The sequence below is a fragment of the Streptomyces sp. NPDC052301 genome (genome assembly GCF_044593395.1).
GTDB lineage: Bacteria > Actinomycetota > Actinomycetes > Streptomycetales > Streptomycetaceae > Streptomyces.
Map to the genome: position 1 here is coordinate 92838 of NZ_JBIUBE010000020.1, position 25291 is coordinate 118128.

Sequence of the window (25291 nt, forward strand, 5' to 3'; positions counted from 1 at the left end):
ACTTCAGGAGCCGAACGATCAGCTGTGGCTACCGAAGGTGCTGGCCGAGCTGCCCGGGCAGGCCAGGGAGCTGGCGGTGCCGACGCTGCCCGCGCCGCTGACCTCGTCGAGCTCCTCGACGGCGATGTCCTCTTCGATGACCTGGACCTGGTTCTCCATGGGAATTCCTATCCTGATGCTTGGTTACATACGGCTCCAGGAGGACTGGGCATCCTCTCAGCAGAGCCAAGAGAATCATGCTGCGCAGACTCCGGAACTCCCAAGAAAAGTGCGGAAGAAGACGATGGTGAAGGACGGTGCTAATTCAGCGTGCGTTTGTCATCACGCTTTGCGTCCGACGCCGGCCGGGCCGGTGTCCGGGACCACCCCGCGCGGCGCGCCCGGGTCCGGCGGCGGGCAAACCTCCGCACGAGTGCCACATGGGCTCCACACAGCCTTTCGAAAGGCTCGTTAGCGTGACTGGTCGCTCGATCCCCCGCGCGAGCGTGACCAGGCCGTGGTCAAGGTGGGCCGACGGCGCAGTCAACCCAGGAAGACCGCAGATGGACTATTGCTCCTCGTGCCGGCGACATCTCAACGGCGCCCTGGTGTGTCCCGGGTGCGGCGCCTACGCCCCGGACATCGCCCCGCCCGGCACCACGACCGCAAGGACCGCGACGACCGCGACGGCCGTCATGGCCGCGCCCGGCTCGACGGCCGGCGGGCCGCCGACGGCCTCCGGCGCGTGGCACGACGGACCGCCCGCCGACGACACGGCACACGCGGCCGATGTGAGCGCGAGCCCCGCCGCCGATGCGGAGGGCGTGTGGACGCGGCCCGGACGGGCGGCGCGGCGGCGCCAGTTGGCCCGCTGGAAGAAGACGCAGCGCCGCGCCGTGGTGGCGACGGCCGTCGCGCTCGTCGGAGGCGGTCTCACCATCGCCACGATGGACCGGCACACCGCCGACCGGGCGCAGGCGGCCTCCGCGCCGGACAACAGGAGCGTGGGCGACACCAGGGAGCAGTCGGGGGAGCCGACGGCGGTGCCGGCCTCCGAGGCTCCCGCGTCGACGCCGTCCACCGGTCACCGAACGGCCCCCGGCACGCCCCAGGCACAGTCGCCGGCCACCGCCCCGCACCGGCAGTCCCTCGCGACCACCCCGCACACCGCGCCGCAGATCACCCGGCCGGACTCCGCGACGCCTCCCCACCCGGTGACGGTCTCGTCCCCGCAACAGCAGGCCCCGGCACACTCCTCGACCCAGACGGTCCCCGCCCACACGGGTACGGCGGCACAGCCGACGCCCGCCGCACCCGCCGGCGGCACGGACTCGGGCACGTCGAACACGTCGGGCACGTCGAACTCCTCGGGCACGTCCGGGGCCGACTCCGGTCCGGCGTCGACGTCGCCGACACAGGTCTGCCTGCTGGTGCTCTGCCTCGGCTGACGCACCCGTCCTACGGACCGACCCGGCCGGCCGGCGGGGTGACCTCGGTGTCACGCCCGCCGGCCGGCCCGCTTCACCACCCGGAAGCCTGGCCGGCTCCTCGGTCGGGCCGGCCCATGTCGTGTCCCGGCAGCAGTTGCGCCGCCTGGTACTGCGTGCGTTCCGCGGCCGTCCGGGCCTCCGCCACCGCGTCACCGCGTTCGCGGACCAGATCCTCGTAGATCGGCGCTTCGTCGTTTCGGATGGGCATACGTGTCACTGTTCCGGTCCCTCGATCTTCACGCCCGGTTGACCCGGAGCGCGACGCCATGGCCTATGACCAAATACAGAACGGCCGGCAGGCCGTAATTGAGGGCGACACGTAGACCTTCTGTGTCCATCACGAAAATGTCCTGTGCCCAGCCGGACAGCCAGTCCGCCATTCCGTGAACGAATTGCACGAACGCGTTTCCCCGGTTGGCGTCGAGCAGGTAGAGCACGATCCACAGGCCCAGCAGCCCGGCCGCGATGTCGGCGATCGTGCAGATGGCCAGCGCTGTTCGCCGCGCCGTGGCCTGGTGGTCCCTAGGTCGCTCGGGTCGTGGTGGCTGGTCGTGGACCGGGTATCCGGAAACCGGGTCGATGTTGCTCACGAGAAATCCGATCTGACGCTGACGTATTTCTCCTCCTACTGCGTCCCCTCGGCGCGGCCCCGTTACACCCCGGCCTGCAACGGCCGATATATGGCCGCCAATTCAGTAACTTCCCTAAATCGCCCCGTACGCCCGCAGGAATGCCCCCACCCCGGCCTTGATCAGCCGGTCGGTCTCCTTGGCGGGCAGGGGGAGGACGCCGTAGTGGGTGGACTGGACGATCGTGTGGGACGTCAGGGCCATGAAGTGGCCCGCGGCCAGCGGGGCGTCGTCGTGCAGGGTGAGCAGGCCGGCCTCCGCGAGGTGGGTCAGCGCGTCGGCGAGGGCGCGGCCGACGGGTTCCGGGCCCGCCGCGTGCCAGGCCTCGAGGACCTCCGGGGGTACGTGGTCGGCCTCGGCGTTGATGTGGCGGACGAGGGCGAAGTGGTTCGGGTACTCGGCCATCAGCCCGACGAACCCACGGGCCAGGGCGACCAGGTCGCGCTCCAGGTCGTCGGGGCGCGGCGGCCGCTCGGGGTCCAGGACCGCCTGCAGCCGGGCCAGTTGGGCGTCGCGCACGTCGCTCGAGGTCCAGGTGACCACCGTCCGGAAGAGCTGGGCCTTGCCGCCGGGAAAGTGGTTGTACAGCGTGCGCGTGGAGACGCCGGCCTCCGCCGCGAGCGCGTCGACCGAGGCGCGGGCGTAGCCCTCACGGCCGAACACCGCGCAGGCCGCGCCCGCGATGGCCATCTGCTTCTGCAGCTTGCGCGGTGAGACCTCGCTCCGCGCCTGCTCCAGCCGGGACTCGTTCGTTTCGCCCACAGTCACCCTCCTCAGCCCGCCCTACTCTACTCGAATTACAACGAGCGTTGTAATTTCTACAACGACCGTTGTAACTTGCTGGAGAGCCGATCGCGCCGAGCGACCGGCCGACCACCAGATGGGGGATCTCCATGCCTGTCACCAGCAACGAAGCCCATGAGGCCCGCGAAGCCCGTGAAGCACAGGAAGCGCCGCTTCGCGTCGCCGTCATCGTCGGCAGCGTGCGCGAGGGCCGGCAGGGGCGGGCCGTCGCCGACTGGTTCCTCCGCACCGCCGACGGCGACCCGGGGCTCGACCTCGACCTCATCGACCTCGCCGACGTGCGGCTGCCGCTGGCGCTGCCCGGCTGGGGCGGCACACCGGACCCCGGGACCGCCGCCGTCCTGCGCGACCTGACGCCCCGGCTCGCCGCCGCCGACGCCTTCGTGGTCGTCACGCCCGAGTACAACCACAGCTTCCCGGCCTCCCTGAAGAACGTCATCGACTGGCACCACGCCCCATGGCAGGCCAAGCCGGTCGGCTTCGTCTCGTACGGCGGTCTCGGCGGCGGTCTGCGCGCGGTCGAGCAGCTCCGGCTGGTCTTCGCCGAGCTGCACGCGGTGACCGTGCGGGACTCGGTCAGCCTGCACGGGCCCTGGTCCGGGCTGGGCGAGGACGGCGTACCGCGCGACAGCGAGGTCTGCACCGGCGCCGCCAAGGGCATGCTCGGTCAACTCGCCTGGTGGGGACGGGCACTGCGCGCCGCCCGGGCCGAACGTCCGTACGCGGGCTGAGGGGGCGGGGGGACATGAGCAGCACACGGGCCGCCGAGACCCCGGCCGGTGAGCGGACACCGACACCGCGCGCCTCGGCCACCGTTCTGCGGCGCACGCTCGCCGTCACCGTGATCGGTTCGGTGACGGCGGTGCTCGACATGACCATCGTCAACGTGGCGATGCGCGCGCTCTCCACGTCGTTCGGCGCCCCGCTGGCGACCATCCAGTGGACCGCCACCGCCTACACGCTCGCGCTCGCCGCCGTCATCCCGGTCGCGGCCTGGGCGATGGCCCGGATCGGCGCGAAGCGCACCTACGCGACCGCACTCGTCCTCTTCACCCTCGGCTCCCTGCTCGCCGCCTGCGCCTGGGACGTCACCAGTCTCATCGCCTTCCGTGCGGTGCAGGGGCTCGGCGGCGGACTGCTGCAGCCGGTCGGGATGACGATGGTGATGCGCGCCGCCGACCGGCGCCGGCTCGGCCGGGTGATGGCCGTGGGCGGACTGCCCGTCCTGGTCGGCCCGGTCGTCGGCCCGGTGCTGGGCGGCTGGCTGGTCGACGCCGCCTCCTGGCACTGGATCTTCCTGGTCAACCTGCCCGTGGGTCTGCTCGCCCTGGCGCTCACGGCACGCCTGCTGCCGTACGACGCGCCGGACCCGCAGACGCGGCGCACCGCCCGCCTGGACGTCCCGGGCCTGCTGATGCTCTCGCCGGGCCTCGCCCTGCTGCTCTACGGCCTGGCCCGGGGCGGCGAACGCGGCGACTTCACCGCCCCCGGCGCCCTCCTGCCCACCCTCGCCGGTGCCGCCCTGACAGCCGCCTTCGTCCGCCGGGCGCTGACCGTCCGCGACCCGCTGCTGGACCTACGGCTCCTGCGCGACCGTACCTTCGCCGCCGGCGTCACCACGCTCGCCCTGTTCACCTGCGGTTACTTCGGGTCGATGCTGCTCGGTCCGCTGTACTGGCAGCAGGAGCGGGGCCTGAGCGCGACGGCGGCCGGTCTGCTGGGCGCCCCGACCGGTCTCGTCGTCGGTACGGCGATGCAGTTCGCGGCGCGATGGGTCGACCGGGTCTCACCGCGACGGCTGATCCCGGCCGGAATCGCGCTCGCCGCCCTCGGGATGGCGCTGCTGGCGTGGCAGACCGGAGTCCCCGGGGTCGCGCCCTGGCGGGTCGTCAGCTCGGCCATGGTGATGGGCGCCGGTATCGGCGTGGTGCTGATGCCGACGATGACGACCGCGACCCGGGACCTGCCCGCGGACCGGCTGCCCGGCGCGAGCACCGCGCTGAGCATCAACTCCCAGCTGGCGGCGTCGGTGGGAACCGCGGCGCTCTCGGTGCTCCTGGCCGCGGTGGGCCAGCACCCGCCCGGCTTCCGCCTCACCTACGCGGTCGCGGCGACGTTCCTGACCCTCTCCACCCTCCCGTCGCTCCGCCTCCCGGACCGCCGGACACCCTGATCGCCCCCTGATCAGACCGCTGCTCGACGGCCCCTGCTCGCTGATCGCAGATCGGTGATGGGTGATCGGTGATCGGTGATCGGCAGATTCGTTCCAGGTGCAGAGGGTGAAAGTGCAGGTCGGTCGGTCGAGCGGTGGGGAGAGGGTGGAACGAACCTGCCAATCGCCCCCCTCAGCCCGCGTTCAGCTCGGCCAGTGGCAGGGTGTGCTGGGTCTGGAGGACCTTCGCGCGGAGGTAGCGGACGTTGTGGGGCGTGGTGAAGACGCCGGTCGGGACCCGGTCCCGGACGGCGACGCCCAGGGAGCGCAACTGCTCCGCCTTGTCGGGGTTGTTGGAGAGGAGGTCCAGCTCGCCGATGCCGAGGGCGGAGAGCATCTGCGCGGCGGCGGTGTAGTCGCGGGCGTCCTCCGGGAGGCCGAGGGCGGCGTTCGCCTCGTAGGTGTCGAGGCCCTGGTCCTGGAGGGCGTAGGCGTCGAGCTTGTTGTAGAGGCCGATGCCGCGGCCCTCCTGGCGGAGGTAGAGCAGGACACCGCCGCGCTCGGCGATGCGCTCCACCGCCTCGCGCAGCTGGGGTCCGCAGTCGCAGCGGGCCGAGCCGAGGACGTCGCCGGTCAGGCACTCGGAGTGCAGGCGGACCAGTGGGACGGTGCCGGGTGCGGGGTCGCCGAGGACGACGGCGATGTGCTCCCGGCCGTCGGTGAGGCCGTGGAAGGTGACGAGGTCGGCGTCGACGCCGTAGCCGTCGTGGAAGCGCAGCGGTACCCGGACGCGAGCGCGCGGGGTGGCGGCGGGGGTGTCGGGCATGCGGGTCCCTCCCGAGGGTGTTGCTTCAGATTTGAAGCAGCGAATCACGGGGACCCTACCTCATGCTTAAAAATTAAAGCAATCATCCTCGGGTGGCCGTCCCGGGTTCGGAGTGACTCAGGAGTCTTCCGGGGGCGGCCCCGAACACGACGAGCGGCGCCGCCAGGGCACGTCGTCCGTCCCGGGCTTGGCGTCCTCGTCCTGCAGCCCGTGCGCGACTCCCGTGCAGATCTCCTCCAGCTGCCCCACCTGCTCCGGGGTGAGCCGGTCGAAGAGGGTGGCGCGTACCGTTTCGACATGACCGGGCGCCGTACGCTCCAGCACGGCCATGCCGTCATCCGTCAGTACGGCGAGACTGCTGCGTTTGTCCGTGGGGCAGTCCTCGCGGCGCACCAGTCCGTCCCGCTCTAGCCGGGTCACCGCGTACGTCAGCCTGCTGCGTGTGATCTTCAGCGTCTCGGCGAGATCGGTCATGCGCAGTCGCCGGCCGGCCGCCTCGGAGAGGTTGGCCAGCACGGAGTAGAACAGATGCGGCATGCCGGCCGCCTGCTGGAGGTTCCGGTCGATCGCGTCGTCCAGCAGCCGGGCGGCGGCCAGGTAGGCGCGCCAGGCGCGCTGCTCCTCGGGAGTGAGCCAGCGGGTCGTCATGCTGCCAGTGTAGGTTTGTTTCAAACTTGAACCAAGGGCCCGGTGCCGGGCCCGCGAGGGAGTGCGCCGATGCCGTACCCGTACGTCCTGCTGTCCGCCGCCGTCTCCCTCGACGGCTACCTGGACGACACCGGCCCGGAGCGCCTGCTGCTGTCCAGTCCGGCGGACTTCGACCGGGTCGACGCGGTACGGGCCTCCGTCGACGCCATCCTGATCGGCGCCGGCACCATACGCGCCGACAACCCGCGCCTGCTGGTCAACTCCGCCGAGCGCCGCGCGGCCCGCACCGAGGAGGGCAGGCCGGAGTACCCGCTGAAAGTCACCGTCACCGCCTCCGGCGACCTCGACCCGGCCGCGAACTTCTGGCACACCGGCGGCGAGAAGGTCGTGTACACCACCGACCGGGGCGCCGAACGGGCCTCCCGCCTCGTCGGCGCCAGCGCCGACGTCGTCCCGCTCGGCCCCGGCCTCGACTGGCGGGCCCTGCTCGCCCACCTGCACGACGTGCGCGGGGTGGAGCGCCTGATGGTCGAGGGCGGTGGGCAGGTCCACACCCAGCTCCTGCAGCAGGGCCTCGCGGACGAACTGCAGCTGGTGCTCGCCCCGCTCTTCGTCGGCGATCCGGCGGCCCCGCGCCTGTTCGGCCCCGGGGCGTACCAGGGCGGCCGGCTGCGCCTGACGGAGACCCGCCGAATCGAGGACGTCGTGCTCATGCGCTACGAGCCCACCGCCCCCGGCACCGGTTCCGTGCCCACCGCGGCCGACCGCCGCTGGCTGCGCACCGCCTGCGAGCTCGCCGCGCTCTGCCCGCCCTCGCGGACGGCGTTCAGCGTGGGCGCGGTCGTGGTCGCCGCCGACGGCACCGAGCTGGCCCGCGGCCACTCCAGGGAGGGCGACGACCCCGTGGTGCACGCGGAGGAGGCCGCCCTGGCCAAGCTGGACCCGGCCGACCCGCGCCTGCCCGGTGCCACCGTCTACAGCAGCCTGGAGCCCTGCGCCCGTCGCGCCTCGCGTCCCGCGCCCTGCGCCGAGCTGATCCTGCGGGCGGGCGTGCGCCGGGTGGTCACGGCCTGGCGGGAGCCGGACACGTTCGTCGCGGCGGCCGACGGGACGGGGGTGCTGGTCGGCGGGGGTGCGCAGGTGGTCGTCCTGCCGGAGCTGGAGGGGCTCGCCAAGGCGCCGAACACGCACCTGACGGGCTGACGGTCGCCGCCCCTCCGGGGGCGGCACAAACCTGTGGTGCGCAAAACACTCAGGGCCGGAAACCATTGCTGGCTTCCGGCCCTGAGTTTCAGTAGCGGGGACAGGATTTGAACCTGCGACCTCTGGGTTATGAGCCCAGCGAGCTACCGAGCTGCTCCACCCCGCGTCGTTGTGTCTCAAGAGTACCCCATGCGCAGGTCGGAACGCACATCCGTGGTCCGCGGGCCCGTCGGCAGGGCCGGAGGGACGGATCATCCGGTCGGCCCACAGCGCTCGCCGCACGCTGTCCCGCCCGCAAATCTGGACGTACGTCGGACAGTGGGAGACAAGCGGTGCGCCCTGGAGAGGTGGAGGAGAACGCGTACGCCAGGGCCGGTGGCCGGCTGCCCGGCGACCCCGTGCCCGCTCCGGGCCTCGTCGACGAGCCCCCGCCCCCGCGACGCCCACGCCGCCCGGGTCCCCGCGCCCTGGCCCGCGCCCTGCCCGCCCTGCTGATCGTGAGCGGTGTCCTGTACGGCCTGCTCACCCCGAACGAGTTCACCGCCGTCCCGTTCTTCTCCGCCGCCCCGCTGATCGCCGCGCCCCTGTCGTCGCTGCGCACCACCGTGCTCACCGGCCTCGCGGCCCTCGCCGCCGGCTACGCGGTGCACGCAGGCTCGGGTGCCCACCCCGCCGTCGCCGCCGTCACCGACGTGGTCACCATCGCCACGGTCGCCCTGCTCGCCCTCGCCATCAACCGGGTGGTCCGGCTCGGCGACCGGCGGCTCGCCTCCGCCCGGGAGGTCGCCGAGGCCGCCCAGCGGGCCGTGCTGCCGGAGCCCGCCGCGCGGATCGGCGGCTTCGAGATCGCCGCCCGCTACGAGGCGGCACGGCAGGACGCGTTCATCGGCGGCGACCTGTACGCGGTGCAGGACAGCCCGTACGGCGTCCGGCTGGTCGTCGGGGACGTACGCGGCAAGGGCATGGGCGCGGTCGCCGCGATCGCCGTGGTGATCGGGGCGTTCCGGGAGGCGGCCGAGCACGAGGCCACCCTGGAGGAGGTGGCCGAGCGGCTGGAGCGGGCGCTGGCCCGGGAGGGAACGCGGCGGGAGGGCATCGACGCCTTCGAGGGGTTCACCACCGCCGTCCTCGCCGAACTCCCGCACGGCGACGGTGTCGTACGGCTCGTCAACCGGGGCCATCCACCGCCGCTGCTGCTGTACGCCGACGGCACCGTGCGCGTCCTGACCGGGCCCGAGCCCGCGCTGCCACTGGGCATGGCGGACCTCGGCAGGTGGCCCGACCGGACCCTGCAGGCGGGCTTTCCGAGCGGGGCCACGCTGCTGCTGTACACCGACGGACTGTCCGAGGCCCGGGACGGCCACGGCCGGTTCTACGACCTGGAACGTCGGCTCGACGGGCGGCCCTTCGCCGACCCTCGCGCGCTCCTCGACCGGCTCGCCACCGAGGTGCGGCGGCACTCCGGCGGCGGGATGACGGACGACATGGCGCTCCTCGCCGTGCGGCGGCCCTGAGCCGTGAGGCGACGGCGGGGATACGCCGGGAAGTGACGGCCTGTGACCGTGTGACCGCCGTGCGCATAACATCTGAGTCACCATCAAAAACACCGAGACTGCTGAACCGTGGCCAACTCGCCCGATTTGGAGGCTTCCTGACCGGTAAGTCCGCGGCCGAAAACGTTAATGATCAAGCCGAACGGCTTGGAAAGTGCCTGGCACGTCTATTAACGTTCGATAACGCAGCGCGGTCGTCCCAGCCGTCACAAGAGGCGGCTCCGTGCGCACGCGCCGAATCCTGCAAGGGAACCGGGGAACCACCACTTTGGGGTGAATCACGCGAACACCGCCGTGAACTGCTTAGAGTCCACGGCCGGTATACGCGCGTAGGAGACCTTCCTGCTCCGAACCCGTCAGCTAACCCGGTAGGCGGAGGAAGGAAAGGAGTACGCCCGCGTGGCGTCCAACCGGCCTGCCCCAGAAGCCCCGTTCGTGCCTGCGCAGCGCGAGTCCGAAACGTTCGGCTACGGCGCCTACCGCGCCGACGAGGGCCCCTGGGAGGAGTGGAACCCCACCGAGGACTCCGTCGCCCCGGTCCGCGGCCGGCACCGTGTCGCCAAGCAGCGCGGCGGCTTCGCGCGCAGCTCCACCGTCCTCGGCGTCGGCGTGATGGCCGCGGTCGGCGCGGGCGGCATGGCCAGCGCCAACACCGGCAAGCCGCCGGTCTCCATATCCCTGCCGGACCTGCCCTCCTCCGTCGACCACCTCTTCGGCAGCGACACCGCCGGCTCCTCCGACGACACGCACCAGGCCACCGCCACCGCGCTCAGCGGCGTCGGCACCACCGCCGACAGCGACAGCAGCACCGGCGCCGGCGAGGCCCTGCGCAACCGGATCATGGCCCAGGCCGAGCAGCAGCAGAGCAAGGCCGACAGCAAGGCCACCGCCGCCGCGCTCGCCGCTTCCGAGAAGCAGACCGCCGACGCCGCCGCCAAGGCGGAGAAGGAGGCCGCCGCCAAGGCCGCCTCCGCCAAGGAGAAGGCCGAGGCCGACGCCAAGAAGGCCGCCGAGGCCGAGCGGCTGGCCGAGCTGGCCAAGCAGTACACGCTGCCGGTCGTCTCGTACACGCTCACCGGCACCTTCGGCCAGCCCGGCTCCATGTGGTCCTCCGGCTACCACACCGGCCTCGACTTCGCCGCCCCCACCGGCACCCTCATCAAGGCCATCCACAGCGGCACGGTCACCCAGGCCGGCTGGGCCGGCGCCTACGGTTACCGCACGGTCCTCACCCTGGACGACGGCACCGAGCTGTGGTTCTGCCACCAGTCCTCGATCAACGTCTCGGTCGGCCAGAAGGTCTCCACCGGCGACGTCATCGGCCGGGTCGGCGCCACCGGCAACGTCACCGGCCCGCACCTGCACCTCGAGGTGCACCCGAACGGCCAGGCCACCGCCGTCGACCCGGCGCCCTGGCTGCGGTCCAAGGGCCTCACCCCCTGAGCGTGTCGTCCTCGTGAACAGGCGCCTGCGGCGGAATGCGATCATCCACCGCCGGCGTTGACATCGAGCATGACTTCTCTGCGCACACTCGGCTCCTCCGACCTCGAGGTCTTCCCGCTCTCCCTCGGCGGCAACGTCTTCGGCTGGACCGCCGACGAGGAGACCTCCTTCGCCGTCCTGGACGCCTACACGGCCGCCGGCGGCAACTTCATCGACACCGCCGACGCCTACTCCGCCTGGGTCGAGGGCAACAAGGGCGGCGAGTCCGAGACGATCATCGGCAAGTGGGTCAAGGCCCGGGGCAACCGCGACGACGTCGTCATCGCCACCAAGGTCAGCCAGCACCCCGAGTACCAGGGCCTGTCCGCCGCCAACATCAAGGCGGCCGCCGACGCCTCCCTGCGCCGCCTGGACACCGACCACATCGACCTCTACTACACCCACTTCGACAAGCCCGAGGTGCCGGTCGAGGAGATCATCGGTGCCCTGGACGAACTGGTGAAGGCGGGCAAGGTCCGGCACATCGCCGCCTCCAACATCAGCGCCGAGCGTCTGCGGGCCTCGCTGGAATTCTCCGACCGTGAGGGTCTGGCCCGCTATGTCGCGCTCCAGCCCCACTACAACCTGGTGTCCCGCGACACCTACGAGGGCCCGCTGCAGGACCTGGCCGCCAAGGAGGGCCTGTCCGCGGTGCCGTACTTCTCGCTCGCCTCGGGCTTCCTGACCGGCAAGTACCGCCCGGGTGCGACGGTCGACAGCGCCCGCGCCGAAGGGGCGGCCAAGCACCTTCGGTCCGAGCGCGGCCAGAAGGTCCTCACGGCCCTGGACGAGATCGCCGCCGCCCACGAGGCCCCGGTCGCCACGGTCGCCCTCGCCTGGCTGGCCGCCCAGCCGACGATCACGGCCCCCATCGCCTCGGCCCGCACGGTCGACCAGCTCCCGGCGCTGCTGGGGGTCGCCGACCTGAAGCTGACGGACGAGGAAGTGGACCGCCTGACGCAGGCCTCGGCCTGAACCTCCGTCGCCGCCCCTGCGCTACGGGCGGCGACCTTCATCCGCCGTGCTCGTCGGACGGGGGGGGGGGGGGGGGGGGGGGCCCCCCCCGCGCGCCCCCCGCCCCCCCCCCCCCCCCCCCCCCCCCCCCCCCCCCCCCCCCCCCCCCCCCCCCACCCCTCCCGCGTCCCGGACGCTACGGCCGATACGGGTTGTGCACGGGATACGCGGGTCGGGCGGGATACGGAACCGCCGGATACCCAGCGGGAGAAGGCACCGCCGGATACCCGTACGCGGCGGTCCCGTACGCCGGATACCCGTACACCGCGTTCCCGTACGCCGGGTACCCGTAGGGCGGCCAGGGCGCCGCAGGCATCCGTGCCGGAGCGGCAGCCCTCGCCGCGTACTCCAGGGCCGGCCCGGAGACGTCCTTCCGCTTCCACAGCTCGTCCAGCAGCTCCCGCTCCCGTACGACGAAGTCGGCGCCCGCCTTCCCCTCCCGCCCCCGCCGCCGCAGGAGCGCGAGCGAGGTGGCGTGGGCCTCGTACCGCGCCACCGCCCGTGCCGCCGGACGCCCGAGGTGGTGGCGGGCGTAGTCCCGGGCCATCCGCCGCGCCCGCATCGAGCCGAGCGCGTACGGCTCGCCCGGCCCCAGCCACCCCGCGGGCACATACGACGGCAGCTCCTCCCGCACGGTCCGCAGCTCGCGCTGGCGCGTGAAGATCGCCAGCCAGGTCAGCAGGCCGAACGCGGGCACCATGAACGCGCCGTAGATGGCGAAGAAGCCGAACTCGCCGAAGGTGGAGGAGCCGTTCCAGGTGGCGTGCATGCTCATGGCGAGCAGCAGCCCGCACATCGGCAGCAGCACCCGCCGGACGCGGTGGCGCTCCGCGGACAGCGCGGCGATGCCGAAGCCGATGCCGGTGAACACGGTGAACAGGGGGTGCGCGAACGGGGACATCACGATGCGCACGAAGAAGGTGGCGGCGGTGACGGAGGCGATGCCGCGGCCGCCGGTGAGCTGGTCGGTCCCGAAGGCCGTGCCGAGGTAGAGGATGTTCTCGGTGAACGCGAACCCGGTGGCGGTGGTCCCGGCTATCACCACCCCGTCCACGATCCCGGTGAAGTCACGTCTGCGGAAGAGGAAGACCAGCAGCACGGCCGCGGCCTTCGCGGACTCCTCGACGATCGGCGCTATCACGGTGGCGCCCAGGGTGTCCGCACCGGCCGGGTCGGCGGTGGCGGTGGCTATCCACTTCGTGGCGAAGCTGTTGGCCACGATGGCGATCAGCGCCGCCGCACACGCCCCCCAGGCGAAAGCGAAGACAAGGTTCCGCCAGGGGCCCGGGGCCACCCGGTCCAGCCACCGGAAGGCGCTGACCAGCCAGGGCACGGGCAGCACGGCCAGCCCCAGCCCGACGAGGAACCCCTCGGTGCCGGTCTGCCGCCGCACCAGCGCGAGGATCACCAGCCCGGACAACGTCAGCAGGGTGATCAGTGCGCCGTACCGTACCCAGCTGCGCTGCCACCAGTGCGGGTGGCGGAGGACGAGGCCCTCGGGGCTCGGGGGGTACGTCGGATACGGAGGACTGGTGGCCACGGCATCGACCCTAACGGTGTCGGGGCGAGGGGCTGGAGCGGTTTGTCGGTCCCGATCGGCCCGCTACCGGCCCTGGTGAGGTACGCGCCGGAACAGCAGATCGTTCACCACATGTCCCTTGTCCAGCCCCTGGCCCTCGAAACGGGTCAGCGGCCGGAACCCGGGACGGGGCGCGAAACCGCCGTCCGCCTGCGTGTTCTCGAAGTCCGGGTGTGCGGTGAGCACCTCGAGCATCTGCTCGGCGTACGGCTCCCAGTCGGTCGCGCAGTGCACGATCGCGCCGGGCCTCAGCCGGGTGGCGGCGAGCGTCAGGAACTCGGGCTGGATCAGCCGCCGCTTGTGGTGCCGCTTCTTGGGCCAGGGGTCCGGGAAGTACACGCGCAGCCCGTCGAGCGCGTCGGGGGCGAGCATCTCCCGGAGCAGGATGATCGCGTCGCCGTTGCCCACCCGGATGTTGGACAGCCCGCTCTGGTCGGCCAGGTTGAGCAGGTTGCCCTGGCCCGGGGTGTGCACGTCGACGGCGAGGATGTCGGTGTCCGGGTCGGCGGCGGCCATCTGCGCGGTGGCCTCGCCCATCCCGAAGCCGATCTCCAGCACGACCGGATTGTCGTTGCCGAACAACTCCGCGAGGTCGATCACTCGCTGCCCGTCGATGTCGAGCCCCCACTTGGGCCACAGCCGCTGCAGCGCGTCGGCCTGCCCGGCGGTCACCCGGCTGCGGCGGGGCTGGAAACTCCGGATCCGCCGCTCGAAGTGCGACCCGGCGGGATCGGCCTTGGGCCCGTCCGGAAAGCGCGGCTCTCCCTTGGCCCGGGTGTGCCGGACGGAGACACCGGGGATGTGGGGGGTCGGCGCGGGGGCTTCGGGGGCGTTGAGGAAGTCAGACACAGTAGGACAGATTTTACGGCGCGGCACCGGCGAACGGACCAGCGCCCGGGAGGGCACCTACAGCGCTCCGAGCAGCGACAGCGCCCGGCGACCGACCTCCCGCCCGATGGGCAGCGAAGCCGTGGCCGCGGGGGACGGCGCGTTGAGCACATGCACGGCCCGCGCCCCCTCCCGGATGAGGAAGTCGTCCACCAGCGTCCCGTCCCGCAACACCGCCTGCGCCCGCACGCCGGCCGGGGCCCGCACCAGATCCCCGGCCTCCACCGCGGGCAGGAGTCTTCGCACCGCCTGTAGGAACGCCGCCTTGGAGACCGACCGCCGCAGCTCCCCGGCCCCGTAGCGCCAGTGCCGCCGGGCGATCACCCACGACCCCGGCCACGCCACCGTCCCGGCCAGTTCCCCGGGCCGTACGGTTCCCCAGCCGTACCCCTCCCGGGCCAGCGCCGGCACCGCGTTCGGCCCGATGTGCACGCCCCCGTCGATCCCCCGGGTCAGATGCACCCCGAGGAACGGGAAGGCCGGGTCGGGCACCGGATACACCAGCCCCCGCACCAGCTCGGGCCGCGCCAGTTCGTAGTACTCCCCGCGGAACGGGACGATCCGCACCTCGGGCTCGTCCCCGGTCAGCCGTGCCACCTCGTCGCAGTACAGCCCGGCGCAGTTCACCAGCACGCGCCCGCGTACGACGTCACCGGCGGAGGTCCGCACGGCCACGCCCCGGTCCGCCCGCCGGTCCACCCGCACGACCCGGGCCCCGTACCGGATCTCGGCCCCCGACGCCTGGGCGAGCTGCCGGGCGACCCCGACGAAGTCGCACACGCCGGTGGTGCCGACCTGTATGGCGGCCAGCCCCCGCACCTCCGGCTCGTACTCGGTGATCTGCGCGGGGCCCAGCTCACGCACCGGGATCCCGTTCTCCCGGCCGCGCTGCACCAGCGCGTGCAGCCGGGGCAGCTCCTCCCGCTCGGTGGCGACGATCAGCTTGCCGGTGACGGCGTGCGCGATGCCGTACTCGGCGCAGAACTTCACCATCTCGGCGGCGCCCCGCACCGCGTACCGCGCCTTGAGCGAACCCGGGCGGTAGTAGATACCGCTGTGGATGACCCCGCTGTTGCGCCCCGTCTGGTGCCGGGCCGGGCCCGGCTCCTTCTCCAGTACGGTCACCCGCGTCCCCGGCGCGGCCCGCGTGATCGCATACGCCGTCGACAGCCCGACGATCCCGCCCCCGACCACGAGCACGTCACAGTCGTACGCCCCGACCGGCACCTGCACCACCTCCCACCTCGATAGTGCACTGCGCCACTGACAACGGCTTCAAACGCCGCAGCTGCCGGGTGCTCGTGTCGGCGGTGGGACCCTCGGGGTCAGGCCGGCGCCATCAACAGCGGCCGGGCCCGCTCCCGCAGCTCCACCACGCGCGGCTCGTCCCCGTACGGCTCCAGCCGGTGCAGCAGATCCCTCACGTACTCGGTCGTCCGCGCCGAGGAGATCCGCCCGGCCACCTCGACCGCCCGCACCCCCTGCTCGCACGCCGCGTCCAGGTTCCCCGACTCCAGCTCGGCCACCGCCGACACCACCAGCCGCAGCCCGTGCGACCGTACGAACTCCTCCGTCGGCTTCGACAGCGCCTGCTCGGTGAACCGCCGCACCTGCCGCGGCGCCTTCAGATCGCGGTAGCACTCGGCCGCATCGGCGGCAAACCGGTCATATCCGTAAAAGCCAAGCCAAGATGGGTCGTTGTCACCTTCCCTGGACCGCTCGAGCCACCCCTCCGCCGCCTTCAGCGCCGCGCCCGCCGCCTGCGCATCACCCGCACGCGCGTGTGCCCGCGCCTCCACCAGCCGGAAGAAACTCATCGTGCGCGCGGTCGCCAGCCCCCGGTTCCGCTCCAGCGCGGCCTGCGCCAGGTCGACCCCCTCGTCACCGAAGCCCCGGTAGGTCGCCTGCAAGGACATGGAGGCGAGCACGTACCCCCCGAGCGGCACGTCCGCCGCCGCGCGTGCGAGCCGCAGCGCCTGGATGTAGTACCGCTGGGCCGCCTCCTGCTGTCCGGTGTCGAAGGCCATCCACCCCGCGAGCCGGGTGAGTTCCGCGCTGGCCCCGAACAGGGCGCGGCCCACCTCGTCGGAGTAGGAGCCGAGCAGCAGCGGCGCCGCCTCCACCCGCAGGCACTCCGGGACCATCGACGAACGCCAGTCCCCGCCTCCGTACTTGGAGTCCCACCGCCGGGCGTCCTCGGCGGCCTCCCGCAGCTTCTGCACATCGCTGTGGCCGACTTTGATCGGTGCGCCGGACTCCTCGGCGGAGCCCGCCTCCCGCGCGACCGAGCTGTCGGCGGGGGTTATCAGCCATCGTGAGGCGGGCGTTGCGTATGCGCTCACTGCGAACGATCCGGCGAGCGACTGCCAGATGCCGCCGGAGCCGGCCCGGCGGCCGGCCAGGTCGAGGCGGTACAGCTCCGTCGCCGACGTGACCGCCTGCCCCACGTCTCTGGGGAAGGCGAGGCCCACTTCGGGCGCGGGATCCGCGTCCGCCAGGCCGATCTCGTGGAGCGGCACCGGGCGGCCGAGCTTCTGCCCGATGGCGGCGGCGATGAGGTGCGGTGCCGCGCCCTGGGGCACCATGCCCTTCGACACCCAGCGCGCCACGGACGTCTTGTCGTAGCGAAGAGTCAACCCGCGTTGCGCGCCGAGGTCGTTGACGCGTCGCGCGAGTCCTGCGTTGCTGATTCCCGCGAGGGCGAGAACGGCGCCGAGCTTTTCGTTCGGCCCGCGTTGCTCCCTGGACATGCGCCACCCCTCGACACAGACGGCTGCCGCGCTGGCATAACCATGCGGCATTCGTAAACCCAGCGTAGTTCGCCGCATCCCAAGCGTTAAGGGGCATTGTTCCGGATGGCGGGATTGTGGTCCGTACGGAAGTGCGGTCCTGTACGCACCGTGCACGGCCCGTCGCCTCGTGCCCCCGCGCGTGTGGCCGTGCGCCCGTCCGTGCGCTCTTCTCCGGCCATCGGGGGAGCGGTTCCATGGCTCTTGCGTGGGTCGGCCCGCTGTACTGGATCCAGTGGGCTGGGGGACACCGCCACCTTCATCCCCGCGGGTGGCGGACCGGTCCGGGAGGCGATGCCCGCCTCCCGGACTGTGCGCGTGCTCGTGCCGCCACGCGCTCCGCAGGCCTGTACGGAGCGTACTCAAACCCTGTGCAGCTCAACATATTTGGCTGAAAATAGCCCCCGTACGACGCGGTTGATTTCCGCCCCGACCACGCAAGTTGAGGGCGTGAAAGGCGTTTTAGGGGAGCGCGCAGGGGGCGCATTCGCGCCGCACCGATCATGGTCGGCCGGTGGCCGTCCCGCACCGCGCGCGTGAACACCCGCCAGGATTCCCTCGATCGAAGCCGGTGCCGTCGCCCCTCCACAGCGCGTCCTTCATGGCAGCATGGGGAACCGTTCGTACGGTGCACTGGTTGTCCACAGCCTGTGGAGGCGTCGATGCGGTGGTTGGTGGGTTGGAGCAGCACCGCCGCGGGCGCCGCCGGGACCGGCACCGCGGGCGCTCTCGGGTACGAGGGCGAGACCCTGCACCCGGTCGGCTCCCAACTCCTGTGGGGCGACCCGGATCCGCTGTGGGCGGTCGGTGACTGGCGCCCCGACGAGGTGCGCGTGGTGAGCGCCGACCCGCAGAACCGGATCGCCGTCCTCGGCATCTGCGGCGCCTCCGACGAGGAGTTGCGCCGCGCCCTGTTCACCGCGCGCGGGGGCGCACTGCGCCACCTGACCACCTGGCCCGGCAGCTACACGGCCGTCGTGCAGGTGGGCCGGCGCATCACCGTCTGCGGTGACCTGGCCGGCGCGCGCCCGGTCTTCCACACCCCGTGGGCCGGCGGCACCGCCTACGCCACCGCCGCCCTGCCCCTCGCCGACCTCATCGAGGCCAACCTCGACTTCGGTCATCTGGCCGCCCTGCTCGCCGCCCCCGACGTCCCGGCCGCGCTGCGCGACACCACCCCGTACGAGGGCGTACGGCGCGTGCCGCCGGGGCATGCGCTGGTGCTGCGCGCCGGATCGCGCGAGATCGCCGGGTACGAGCCGGTCGCCTCGCTCGCGGTGGCCGCGCCCCCGGCCGACCCCGACCGCGCCGTGGACGCCGTACGGGACGCCCTCGTGGAGGCGGTCCGCGCCCGGCTGGCGGCTCCCCGGCACGTGCCCGGCCTCGATCCCGGTCCGGTGCCCGGCATGGGCCCCGCCGAGCGGCGCGCCGCGCGCGGGATGCCGGTGCCGGGCATCGGCGCCGACCTGTCCGGCGGGCCGGCCTCCGGCACGCTGGCCCTGCTGGCCGCGGGGCTCCCGGGCAGACCGGGCACCCTTCTGGGCCACGGCACGGGCGCCGGTGAGCGGCTCGTCGCGGTCACCTTCAACGACCTCGCCGTCGGCGGGCGCGAGGCCGAGCTCGAGCGGGCGGGCACCCTCGCGGCCAACCCGCGCCTGCACCACGTGGTGGTCACCGGTGGCGAGGAGACCCTGCCCTACGCCGACCTCGACGGCCCGCTCACCGACGAGCCCGGCCCCTCCCTGGTCACGGCCGCCCGGCACCGCGCCCGCCTCGCCGCCGGCAGCGCCGACCACTTCACCGGCCACGGCGCCCGCCAGGTCCTGGACGCCCACCCCGCCCGCCTCGCCGACCTCCTCATGGACCGCAAACGCCGCCATCTGGTCCGGCCGGTGGCCGCGCTGGCCAAGGCCGACGGCTCGGTACTGGTCCCCGCGCGCGTGTACGGCGCGGCCCGCCGCCTGGCCCGTACCCCCTACCGGGCGGGTCTGGAGGAGTTGTCCGAGCGGCTGATGGGGCGCCGCTTCGAGGAGCCCAAGGGGGCGGTCGGCGCGTCCCTCGCGGCACTGGGCTGGGCGAGACCCGGGCCGGCGGCCCGCTGGCTGACGGGCGAGGCGCTGGCTGAAGTATCGGTTCTGCTGCAGGCCGAGGCGGACCGGTCCGCATCGGCCGGCGACCGGCGCCCCGGCGACCACCGCGCGCGTGCCGCCCTCGCCCGCTATGCCGCCGACCTGCGCGTCCTGGAACAGGCCGCCGAGATCCGCTCGCAGCGCCTGCACGCGCCCTTCCTCGACAACCAGGTCGTCCGCGCCTGCCGCGCCCTCCCCGAGGCCCTGCGCGTCCAGCCCGGCGCCCGCGCGGCCATCCTCCGCAGGGTCCTGGAGGGCGCCGGCGTCGCCGACCTCCCGGCCGGCTGGGGCGCCCCCTCCCACGCCTCGTCCGCGGCTGCCGCGCGCGCGGGGCTGAGGGGGGCAGCCGACCCCCTGCTGGACCTTTTTTCCACCCCCCTGCTGGCCGACGCGGGCCTGGTCGAGGCCCGTGTCGTCCGCAAGGCCCTCCGCGCGGCCGCCGCCGGCTCCCCCCTTCCCCTGGACGGTCTGGCCGACCTGATCTCCCTGGAACTCTGGCTCCGCCGCCTCCTCGCGCGCCGAGGCACCTGCTGGACCGGCACCCCGGCCCGCCCCCGGGCGGTGCCCTCGGGGATCCAGCCGAGGAGGGGAGCCCTGGCCTCCGGCGGGTAGGAGAGGACGCAGGGGAACGCGGCCTCGCCGCTGCCGCCCGGGGGTCCGTCGTGGCCGCTCGCGCCCGATCGCCGGAGCCACCTGCCAAATCCGGCCCCGCGCCCCCGGAAGGCCGCGGTCCCGTCGGCTTCGTACGCACCGCCCGGTGAAACCCCGTCGCCCCACCTCCCGCCCCCCGCGACAATGGCCGGGTGCGGTACAGAATCCTGGGCGTGACCCAGGCAGCGGACGACCAGGGCACCCCCGTACCCGTCGGCGGCCCCCGCCTCCGCACCCTCCTGGCCGCCCTCGCCCTCCGCCCCGGCCGCACCACCGCCCCCGAGACCCTCATCGACGACATCTGGGCGGACGACCCGCCCCAGGACGCCCCCGCGGCCCTCCAGGCCCTCGTCGGCCGCCTCCGCCGCACCCTCGGCCGCCACACCGTCGCCTCCACCCCCGGCGGCTACCGCCTCGAAGCCACCGAGGACGACGTCGACCTCCATGTCTTCCACCGCCTCACCCGCACCGGCACCGAGGCCCTCGCGAACGGCCACCCGGCCACCGCCCACCGCATCCTCACCGACGCCCTCGCCCTCTGGTACGGCCCCGCCCTCGCCGACCTCCCCGACCGCACCGCCGCCACCCGCCCCGAGGCCCTGCGCCTGGAGGCGACCCGGGCCCGTGCCGCCGCGGCCCTCGACCTCGGCCGCGCCGCGGACGCCGTACCGGAACTGCAGGAACTGACCGCGGCCCACCCGTACGACGAACCCCTGCACGCCCTCCTCATCCGTGCCCTGCGCGACACCGGCCGCCCCGCCGACGCCCTCGCCGGCTACGAGTCCTTCCGCCGCACCCTCGCCGACGCCCTCGGCACCGACCCGGGTCCGGAACTGAAGGCGCTGCACACGGCGTTGCTGCGGCAGCACACACCCGGGCCGCCCGGGGCACACCGGTCGTCCGCCCCGGTTCCGGGCCAACCTCCCGAGCGCAGCGGCAACCTGCGCCCCCGTCTGACGTCCTTCGTCGGCCGGGAACCGGAACTCGAGGCCATTCGTTCGGATGTGCACAGGGCCCGCCTGGTCACCCTCACCGGGCCCGGCGGCTCCGGAAAGACCCGTCTCGCCGAGGAGGCCGCCGCAGGGCTGCCCCAGGCCTGGCTGGTCGAGCTGGCCCCGCTCGACCATCCGGAGGCGGTGCCCGGCGCGGTGGTCAGCGCGCTCGGTCTGCGCGAGACCGTCCTGCTGACCAACGAGCTGGCGACCCCGCAGGCCGACCCCACGGCCCTGCTGATCGAGTACTGCGCCCCGCGCAGCCAACTCCTGATCCTCGACAACTGTGAACATGTCATCGGCGCCGCAGCCGCCCTCGCCGAGACCCTCCTCACCCACTGCCCGGGGCTCACGATCCTCGCGACCAGCCGTGAACCCCTGGGCGTCCCCGGTGAGTCGGTGCGCCCGGTCGAGCCCCTCGTCCCCGAGCAGGCACACCGCCTCTTCACCGAGCGCGCGAAGACCGTCCGTCCCGACGCCGACGCGGTGCTCGCCGACACCGAGGCCGTCGCGGAGATCTGCCGCCGCCTGGACGGGCTGCCGCTCGCCATCGAGCTGGCCGCGGCCCGGCTCAGGCTGCTGACCCCGCGGCAGATCGCCGACCGCCTGGACGACCGCTTCCGCCTGCTCACCTCCGGAAGCCGCACCGTGCTGCCCCGCCAGCAGACGCTGCGCGCGGTCGTCGACTGGTCCTGGGAGCTGCTGGACGAGCGGGAGCGCACGGTCCTGCGCGAGGTGTCCGTCTTCGCCGGCGGCTGGGACCTCGCGGCGGCCGAGGCCGTGTGCACCGGTCCCGCGGCCGACCTGATCGGCGCCCTCGTGGACAAGTCCCTCGTCGTGGCCGCGCCCAGCGGTCCCGACGGCGCCGAGGGCATGCGCTACCGCATGCTGGAGACCATCCACGAGTACGCCACCGAGCGCGCGGCCGAGGTCCCCGGCCTGCGCGCCGCGGCCGAGCGCCGGCACCGCGCGTGGGTGCGCGCGCTGGCCGAGCAGGCCGATCCGCAACTGCGTTCGGCGGCCCAGCTGACCTGGATCTCCCGGCTGGAGACCGATCTGGACAACATCCGCGCGGCCCTGGACCGGGCGGTGCGCGCCCGCGCGGAGGAGGAGGCCGGCGCGATCGTCCTGGCCATGTCCTGGTTCCTGTGGCTGCGCAACCACCGCCAGGAAGCCGTGGCCTGGGTATGGCTGGTCCTGCGCCTGGGCGTGGCCCTGGACACCCTGGCCGCCCGGGAACGGACGGAGAGCCGCGCGCACCCGCCGTGCGGGGACGCCCCGGACAGTGTTCTGACGTCGCTCATGGAGTCGGCCGACCCGCTCGGCGCCTTCCTCGCCGCCGCCGACGGCGAGGCCGCGCACCCGCTGGGGGAGATGCGGATGGACCTGCGGATGCTCCACCTGTTCCTGACGTCCGAGACGAACACGGACCACCTCGGACCCGACGAGCGGGCCCCGGAGTACATCGCGCGCGTCCGTGCCGCCTACGAGCGCGGCGGTCCGCAGGCCGCCCGGTTGCCGGGCATCGTCTGGCCGCTGACCACCTACTACCTGGGCGGCTCGACGGCCATGGGCGCCGACCTCGCCGCGACGGTCGCCAACTGCCGCAAGTACGGCGGTGACTGGGAGGTCGGCGTCTCCCTGATGTACCGCACCCACGTCGTCGTCGACTCCCCGGGCAACCTGCGGGGTGTGGACGAGGACCTGGCCGAGCTGCGCGGGCTCAGCCGGCGCGTCGGGGACCGCTGGATGCGGGCGCAGGTGTGCAGCGCGGCCGGCGAGGCGGCCATGGCGCGCGGCCGGTTCTGCGAGGCGCGGGGCGAATACGAGGAGGCGCTGCGGCTCGCCTACGAGGTCGGCGCGTACGCCGAGTCGCCGTTCCTGATCGCGCGGCTCGCCGAGATCGACTACCGCTCCGGTGACGTCCAGGGCGCGCTGGCCGCCCTGGAGCGGGCGGGGACGGCCGCCGACCGGTACGCCGTCCCGGAGGCGCGTGCGTTCGTGCTGCTGCTGCGCGCCCACATCGCCCTGCACGAGGGCCGGGTCGGTGAGGCCCGTGAGCTGTACGAGGCGACCCGCGCGGCGATCCACGGCGGCGCCCCGCCACCGCAGTTCGAGGCGGGCCTGCGGGCGGTCGAGGCGCTCCTCGCGGCCGCCGAGTCGGGGCCCGCGCACGGGCTGCCGATCGTGACCGAGGCGCTGCGCAAGGCGGTGGAACAGCGGTGCGCCGAGTCGATCACGGCGGTCCTGGTGGACCTCGCTGCTGGTCTGCGGGCCCGGCTCGGTGATCTGCCGGGCGCGATCCGGCTGTTCGCCGCCGCGGAAGCCTGGCGTGACGGCCGGCCGCGCCCCGAGCCGGAGCGCGGCGAGGCCGCCCGGGTGGAGGCCGGTGCCCGCGCGGCTCTGCCGGCCGACCGTTACGCGGCCGAGCGCGCCCGGGGCGCGGGCCTCGACGTGGCGGGCGTCCTGCGGGATCTGGGAGCCACGGCGGCAGCAGTGGAGGGACCGTGGACCGCGGATCCGGCAGGCCCTAGTCGCAGGTGAACCGGGCCTCGGCCCAGTCCGCCGGCGCGGCATGGTCGAAGGTGTTGCCGCGCGGCTGCACGACGAGCCGTACGGTCCGGCGCCCGGCCAGCCCGACATGGACCGGCACGGCCGGGTCGTGACCTGTGACGGTGCCGGACTGCCACAGCCGGTCCCCGTCGGCGTAGACGGCGAAGGAGACCTTGCCGAGGCCGAGTGTCAGGTCGTCCACGCCGGCCAGCGCGTCGTAGGCGGTGCACTGCCGGTTCAGGGCGATGGTGACGGAGGACTCGCCGTGCACGGTCGCCCCGCGCGCGTAGCGCTTGCCGCCGATCGCCATGCCGTAGCGCTGCCAGACCCAGCTGCTCGCGCCGAGCGCGATCTCGGGCCGGGTGCCGTCACCGAGGACGTCGTAGCGCAGGTCGCTCACCTCGTAGACGGCGGCCGCCGGCGGTGGAGCGGGCGCCGGGGTCGGCGTGGGAGTGGGCGTGGGAGTGGGCTTCGGCCTCGGCTCGGACGTCGGAGTCGGGGTGGGCTCGGGCGGGGGCTTCGGCGCGGGGGTGGGCGTCGGGGTCGGGGCCGGGGCCGGTGTGGTGGCCGGTTCGGGGGCGGGCGCGACCGGTTGCGGAGTGGGCTTCTTCTTCGACGGGGCCGGTTTCGGCGGCTCGGGCTGCACCATCGGCGGGGACGGTGACGGCTTGGCGGCCGGCTTCGTGGGACGGCCGTCGTTCACCAGGGCCAGGGCCACCGCGGCGGCGGTCACCGCGACCACACCGGCCGCGATCCCCGCCTTCACCGGCGCCCCGAGACCCTCCGAGGCCAGGGCCCCGCCCGCGCCGGACGCGCCCCCGGACGACCCGGAGGCCGCGGCGGCACCGGCGGCCCCCGCGCCGGCGCCGCCGGCCACGAGCCCGAGCGCCTTGGCGTACCCCGCGGCCCCGAACCAGCCGATGACCGCGACCGGGACGACACCGGGGATACCGTTCGCGACCTCTTCGATCTGCGCTGCCGCCAGCCGGCACCCGGCGCACCCCTCCAGGTGCTTGCGCAGGCCCCGCTCGGCGCGGATGCGCAGCTTGCGGCGGGCGTAGGTGCCGAGCTGGTCGGCGTAACGGGCGCAGTCCTCGTCGTGGACGAGGGTGGCGCTGACGTGGGCCTGGAGATAGGCCTGCTTCAGCCCCTCGCGGGCACGGCTGGCCAGCACCCGGGTGCCGTTGGCGTCCAGCCCGAACAGCACGGCCACTTCACTCGGGGACTCGTCCTCCACCTCGGTGTGCCACAGCACGGCCTGCCAGCGCTCGGGCAGCGAGCGGAACGCCCGCATCGCCATGGACTGCTCGGCCTCGTGCAGCGCGCGCACGTCGGCGCCCAGGTCCAGGGCATCGCCGTCGGACACCCCCGGGGGCCGGGTGGCCTGCTGGGCGAAGACGGCGAAGTCGTCGACGAGCTGCTCGCGCCGGGCGGACCTGCTCCAGTGCGCGGCGACACGCCGTACGGAGGTCAGCAGATAGGCCCGCACGGCGTGCTCGGGCCCGGCGCCGCCCCGCACGGCCTGCAACATCCGGGCGAAGACCTCGGCCGTGAGATCCTCCGCGGTGTGCCGGTCCCGGCAACAGGTCCGCGCGTAGCGCCGCACCGCGTCCGCGTGCCGCCGGTACAGCTCCTCGTAGGCGGAGTCGTCACCGCCCCGCATCCGCTCGATCAGTTCGCCGTCCGCGGGCGGCAGCTGCCGGGGCAGCGGCAGCACGCTGCCGTCTCGCTGGGCCGGCACGTTCCGCCGGCCCGGCCCGCCGGGGGAAGCCGCGCGACCACCCTGGCTCGGCACCTGCGGCGAGGTGAGCCCGCCGGCCTCCGCGCCCGCGTCGTCATCGCGTGACTCGTCCCACCCGTCAACGCCCATCGCGGAAAGCCCCCGGCACCGGACCAGCCCAACCCGTCACCGGCTCAGCGTGCCACAGCG

20 protein-coding genes, 1 tRNA gene and 1 riboswitch are annotated in these 25291 nt (G+C 73.6%); of the genes, 9 read left to right on the forward strand and 12 right to left on the reverse strand.

The annotated features are described in order from the left end of the window. Nucleotides 1–18 precede the first annotated feature (18 nt). The gene (locus tag ACIHEJ_RS37130; RefSeq protein WP_400142167.1) at nt 19–159 is read right to left on the reverse strand and encodes a thiocillin family RiPP; all 141 of its coding nucleotides are present in this window, start codon (nt 157–159) and stop codon (nt 19–21) included. Nucleotides 160–542: 383 nt separating this feature from the next. Here ACIHEJ_RS37130 and ACIHEJ_RS37135 point away from each other — a divergent pair, with 383 nt between their 5' ends. After that, complete coding sequence (locus tag ACIHEJ_RS37135; protein WP_400142169.1) at nt 543–1427, forward strand: hypothetical protein; 885 nt, start codon at nt 543–545, stop codon at nt 1425–1427. A 73-nt stretch (nt 1428–1500) separates the two neighbouring features. Here the strand turns inward: ACIHEJ_RS37135 and ACIHEJ_RS37140 are convergent, their stop codons facing one another. From ACIHEJ_RS37140 to ACIHEJ_RS37150, 3 genes are all read right to left on the reverse strand, one after another. After that, nucleotides 1501–1677: a hypothetical protein gene (locus ACIHEJ_RS37140; protein ID WP_400142170.1), complete on the reverse strand. Its 177-nt coding sequence runs from the start codon at nt 1675–1677 to the stop codon at nt 1501–1503. Between the two features lie 28 nt (nt 1678–1705). Continuing rightward, complete coding sequence (locus tag ACIHEJ_RS37145) at nt 1706–2059, reverse strand: hypothetical protein (RefSeq protein ID WP_400142172.1); 354 nt, start codon at nt 2057–2059, stop codon at nt 1706–1708. 114 nt (nt 2060–2173) lie between these two features. Beyond that, complete coding sequence (locus ACIHEJ_RS37150; protein ID WP_400142174.1) at nt 2174–2860, reverse strand: TetR/AcrR family transcriptional regulator; 687 nt, start codon at nt 2858–2860, stop codon at nt 2174–2176. Nucleotides 2861–2991: 131 nt separating this feature from the next. Here ACIHEJ_RS37150 and ACIHEJ_RS37155 point away from each other — a divergent pair, with 131 nt between their 5' ends. Together ACIHEJ_RS37155 and ACIHEJ_RS37160 are read left to right on the forward strand one after the other, a co-directional pair. Continuing rightward, nucleotides 2992–3633, forward strand: coding sequence for an NADPH-dependent FMN reductase (locus tag ACIHEJ_RS37155; RefSeq protein ID WP_400142176.1), 642 nt, complete (start codon nt 2992–2994; stop codon nt 3631–3633). Between the two features lie 14 nt (nt 3634–3647). Continuing rightward, nucleotides 3648–5075, forward strand: a complete 1428-nt coding sequence (locus tag ACIHEJ_RS37160) for a DHA2 family efflux MFS transporter permease subunit (protein ID WP_400142178.1) — start codon at nt 3648–3650, stop codon at nt 5073–5075. A gap of 172 nt (nt 5076–5247) precedes the next feature. Here ACIHEJ_RS37160 and ribA read toward each other — a convergent pair whose 3' ends face one another. Further along, nucleotides 5248–5880 (reverse strand): GTP cyclohydrolase II, encoded by a 633-nt coding sequence (ribA, locus tag ACIHEJ_RS37165; RefSeq protein WP_400142180.1) that lies wholly within the window; start codon nt 5878–5880, stop codon nt 5248–5250. A gap of 117 nt (nt 5881–5997) precedes the next feature. Further along, the gene (locus tag ACIHEJ_RS37170) at nt 5998–6528 is read right to left on the reverse strand and encodes a MarR family winged helix-turn-helix transcriptional regulator (protein ID WP_400142182.1); all 531 of its coding nucleotides are present in this window, start codon (nt 6526–6528) and stop codon (nt 5998–6000) included. A gap of 69 nt (nt 6529–6597) precedes the next feature. On the opposite strand from ACIHEJ_RS37170, the gene ACIHEJ_RS37175 reads away from it, so the two are divergent. Beyond that, nucleotides 6598–7731: a dihydrofolate reductase family protein gene (locus ACIHEJ_RS37175; RefSeq protein WP_400142184.1), complete on the forward strand. Its 1134-nt coding sequence runs from the start codon at nt 6598–6600 to the stop codon at nt 7729–7731. A gap of 92 nt (nt 7732–7823) precedes the next feature. On the opposite strand, the gene ACIHEJ_RS37180 is transcribed toward ACIHEJ_RS37175, so the two are convergent. After that, nucleotides 7824–7897, reverse strand: a tRNA-Met gene (locus tag ACIHEJ_RS37180). 166 nt (nt 7898–8063) lie between these two features. Here ACIHEJ_RS37180 and ACIHEJ_RS37185 point away from each other — a divergent pair. The 3 genes from ACIHEJ_RS37185 to ACIHEJ_RS37195 all read left to right on the forward strand — a co-directional run bounded on the left by ACIHEJ_RS37185 (nt 8064) and on the right by ACIHEJ_RS37195 (nt 11741). Next, the gene (locus tag ACIHEJ_RS37185) at nt 8064–9245 is read left to right on the forward strand and encodes a PP2C family protein-serine/threonine phosphatase (RefSeq protein ID WP_400142186.1); all 1182 of its coding nucleotides are present in this window, start codon (nt 8064–8066) and stop codon (nt 9243–9245) included. Between the two features lie 261 nt (nt 9246–9506). Continuing rightward, nucleotides 9507–9676: riboswitch (cyclic di-AMP (ydaO/yuaA leader) on the forward strand. 7 nt (nt 9677–9683) lie between these two features. After that, entirely contained in the window at nt 9684–10727 is a 1044-nt protein-coding gene (locus ACIHEJ_RS37190; RefSeq protein WP_400142188.1) for a M23 family metallopeptidase, read from the forward strand. A gap of 69 nt (nt 10728–10796) precedes the next feature. After that, a complete protein-coding gene (locus ACIHEJ_RS37195) occupies nt 10797–11741 on the forward strand; it encodes an aldo/keto reductase (RefSeq protein WP_400142190.1) in 945 nt (314 codons plus the stop codon). 175 nt (nt 11742–11916) lie between these two features. Here ACIHEJ_RS37195 and ACIHEJ_RS37200 read toward each other — a convergent pair whose 3' ends face one another. From ACIHEJ_RS37200 to ACIHEJ_RS37215, 4 genes are all read right to left on the reverse strand, one after another. Then, complete coding sequence (locus ACIHEJ_RS37200; RefSeq protein ID WP_400142192.1) at nt 11917–13320, reverse strand: PrsW family glutamic-type intramembrane protease; 1404 nt, start codon at nt 13318–13320, stop codon at nt 11917–11919. Between the two features lie 63 nt (nt 13321–13383). Beyond that, nucleotides 13384–14208: a tRNA (guanosine(46)-N7)-methyltransferase TrmB gene (gene trmB / locus ACIHEJ_RS37205; protein ID WP_400142194.1), complete on the reverse strand. Its 825-nt coding sequence runs from the start codon at nt 14206–14208 to the stop codon at nt 13384–13386. A gap of 57 nt (nt 14209–14265) precedes the next feature. Beyond that, on the reverse strand, nt 14266–15483 hold the full coding sequence (gene lhgO / locus ACIHEJ_RS37210; RefSeq protein WP_400142196.1) for an L-2-hydroxyglutarate oxidase: 1218 nt from the start codon (nt 15481–15483) through the stop codon (nt 14266–14268). An 89-nt stretch (nt 15484–15572) separates the two neighbouring features. Beyond that, nucleotides 15573–16997, reverse strand: a complete 1425-nt coding sequence (locus ACIHEJ_RS37215; RefSeq protein WP_400142198.1) for an MFS transporter — start codon at nt 16995–16997, stop codon at nt 15573–15575. A 701-nt stretch (nt 16998–17698) separates the two neighbouring features. Between ACIHEJ_RS37215 and ACIHEJ_RS37220 the strand changes: the two genes are divergently transcribed. Together ACIHEJ_RS37220 and ACIHEJ_RS37225 are read left to right on the forward strand one after the other, a co-directional pair. Then, nucleotides 17699–19777, forward strand: coding sequence for an asparagine synthase-related protein (locus ACIHEJ_RS37220; protein ID WP_400142200.1), 2079 nt, complete (start codon nt 17699–17701; stop codon nt 19775–19777). 212 nt (nt 19778–19989) lie between these two features. Continuing rightward, nucleotides 19990–23352 (forward strand): ATP-binding protein, encoded by a 3363-nt coding sequence (locus ACIHEJ_RS37225; protein WP_400142202.1) that lies wholly within the window; start codon nt 19990–19992, stop codon nt 23350–23352. Here the strand turns inward: ACIHEJ_RS37225 and ACIHEJ_RS37230 are convergent. Then, on the reverse strand, nt 23339–25231 hold the full coding sequence (locus ACIHEJ_RS37230; protein WP_400142203.1) for a sigma-70 family RNA polymerase sigma factor: 1893 nt from the start codon (nt 25229–25231) through the stop codon (nt 23339–23341). The genes ACIHEJ_RS37225 and ACIHEJ_RS37230 overlap by 14 nt on opposite strands. Nucleotides 25232–25291: the final 60 nt, after the last annotated feature.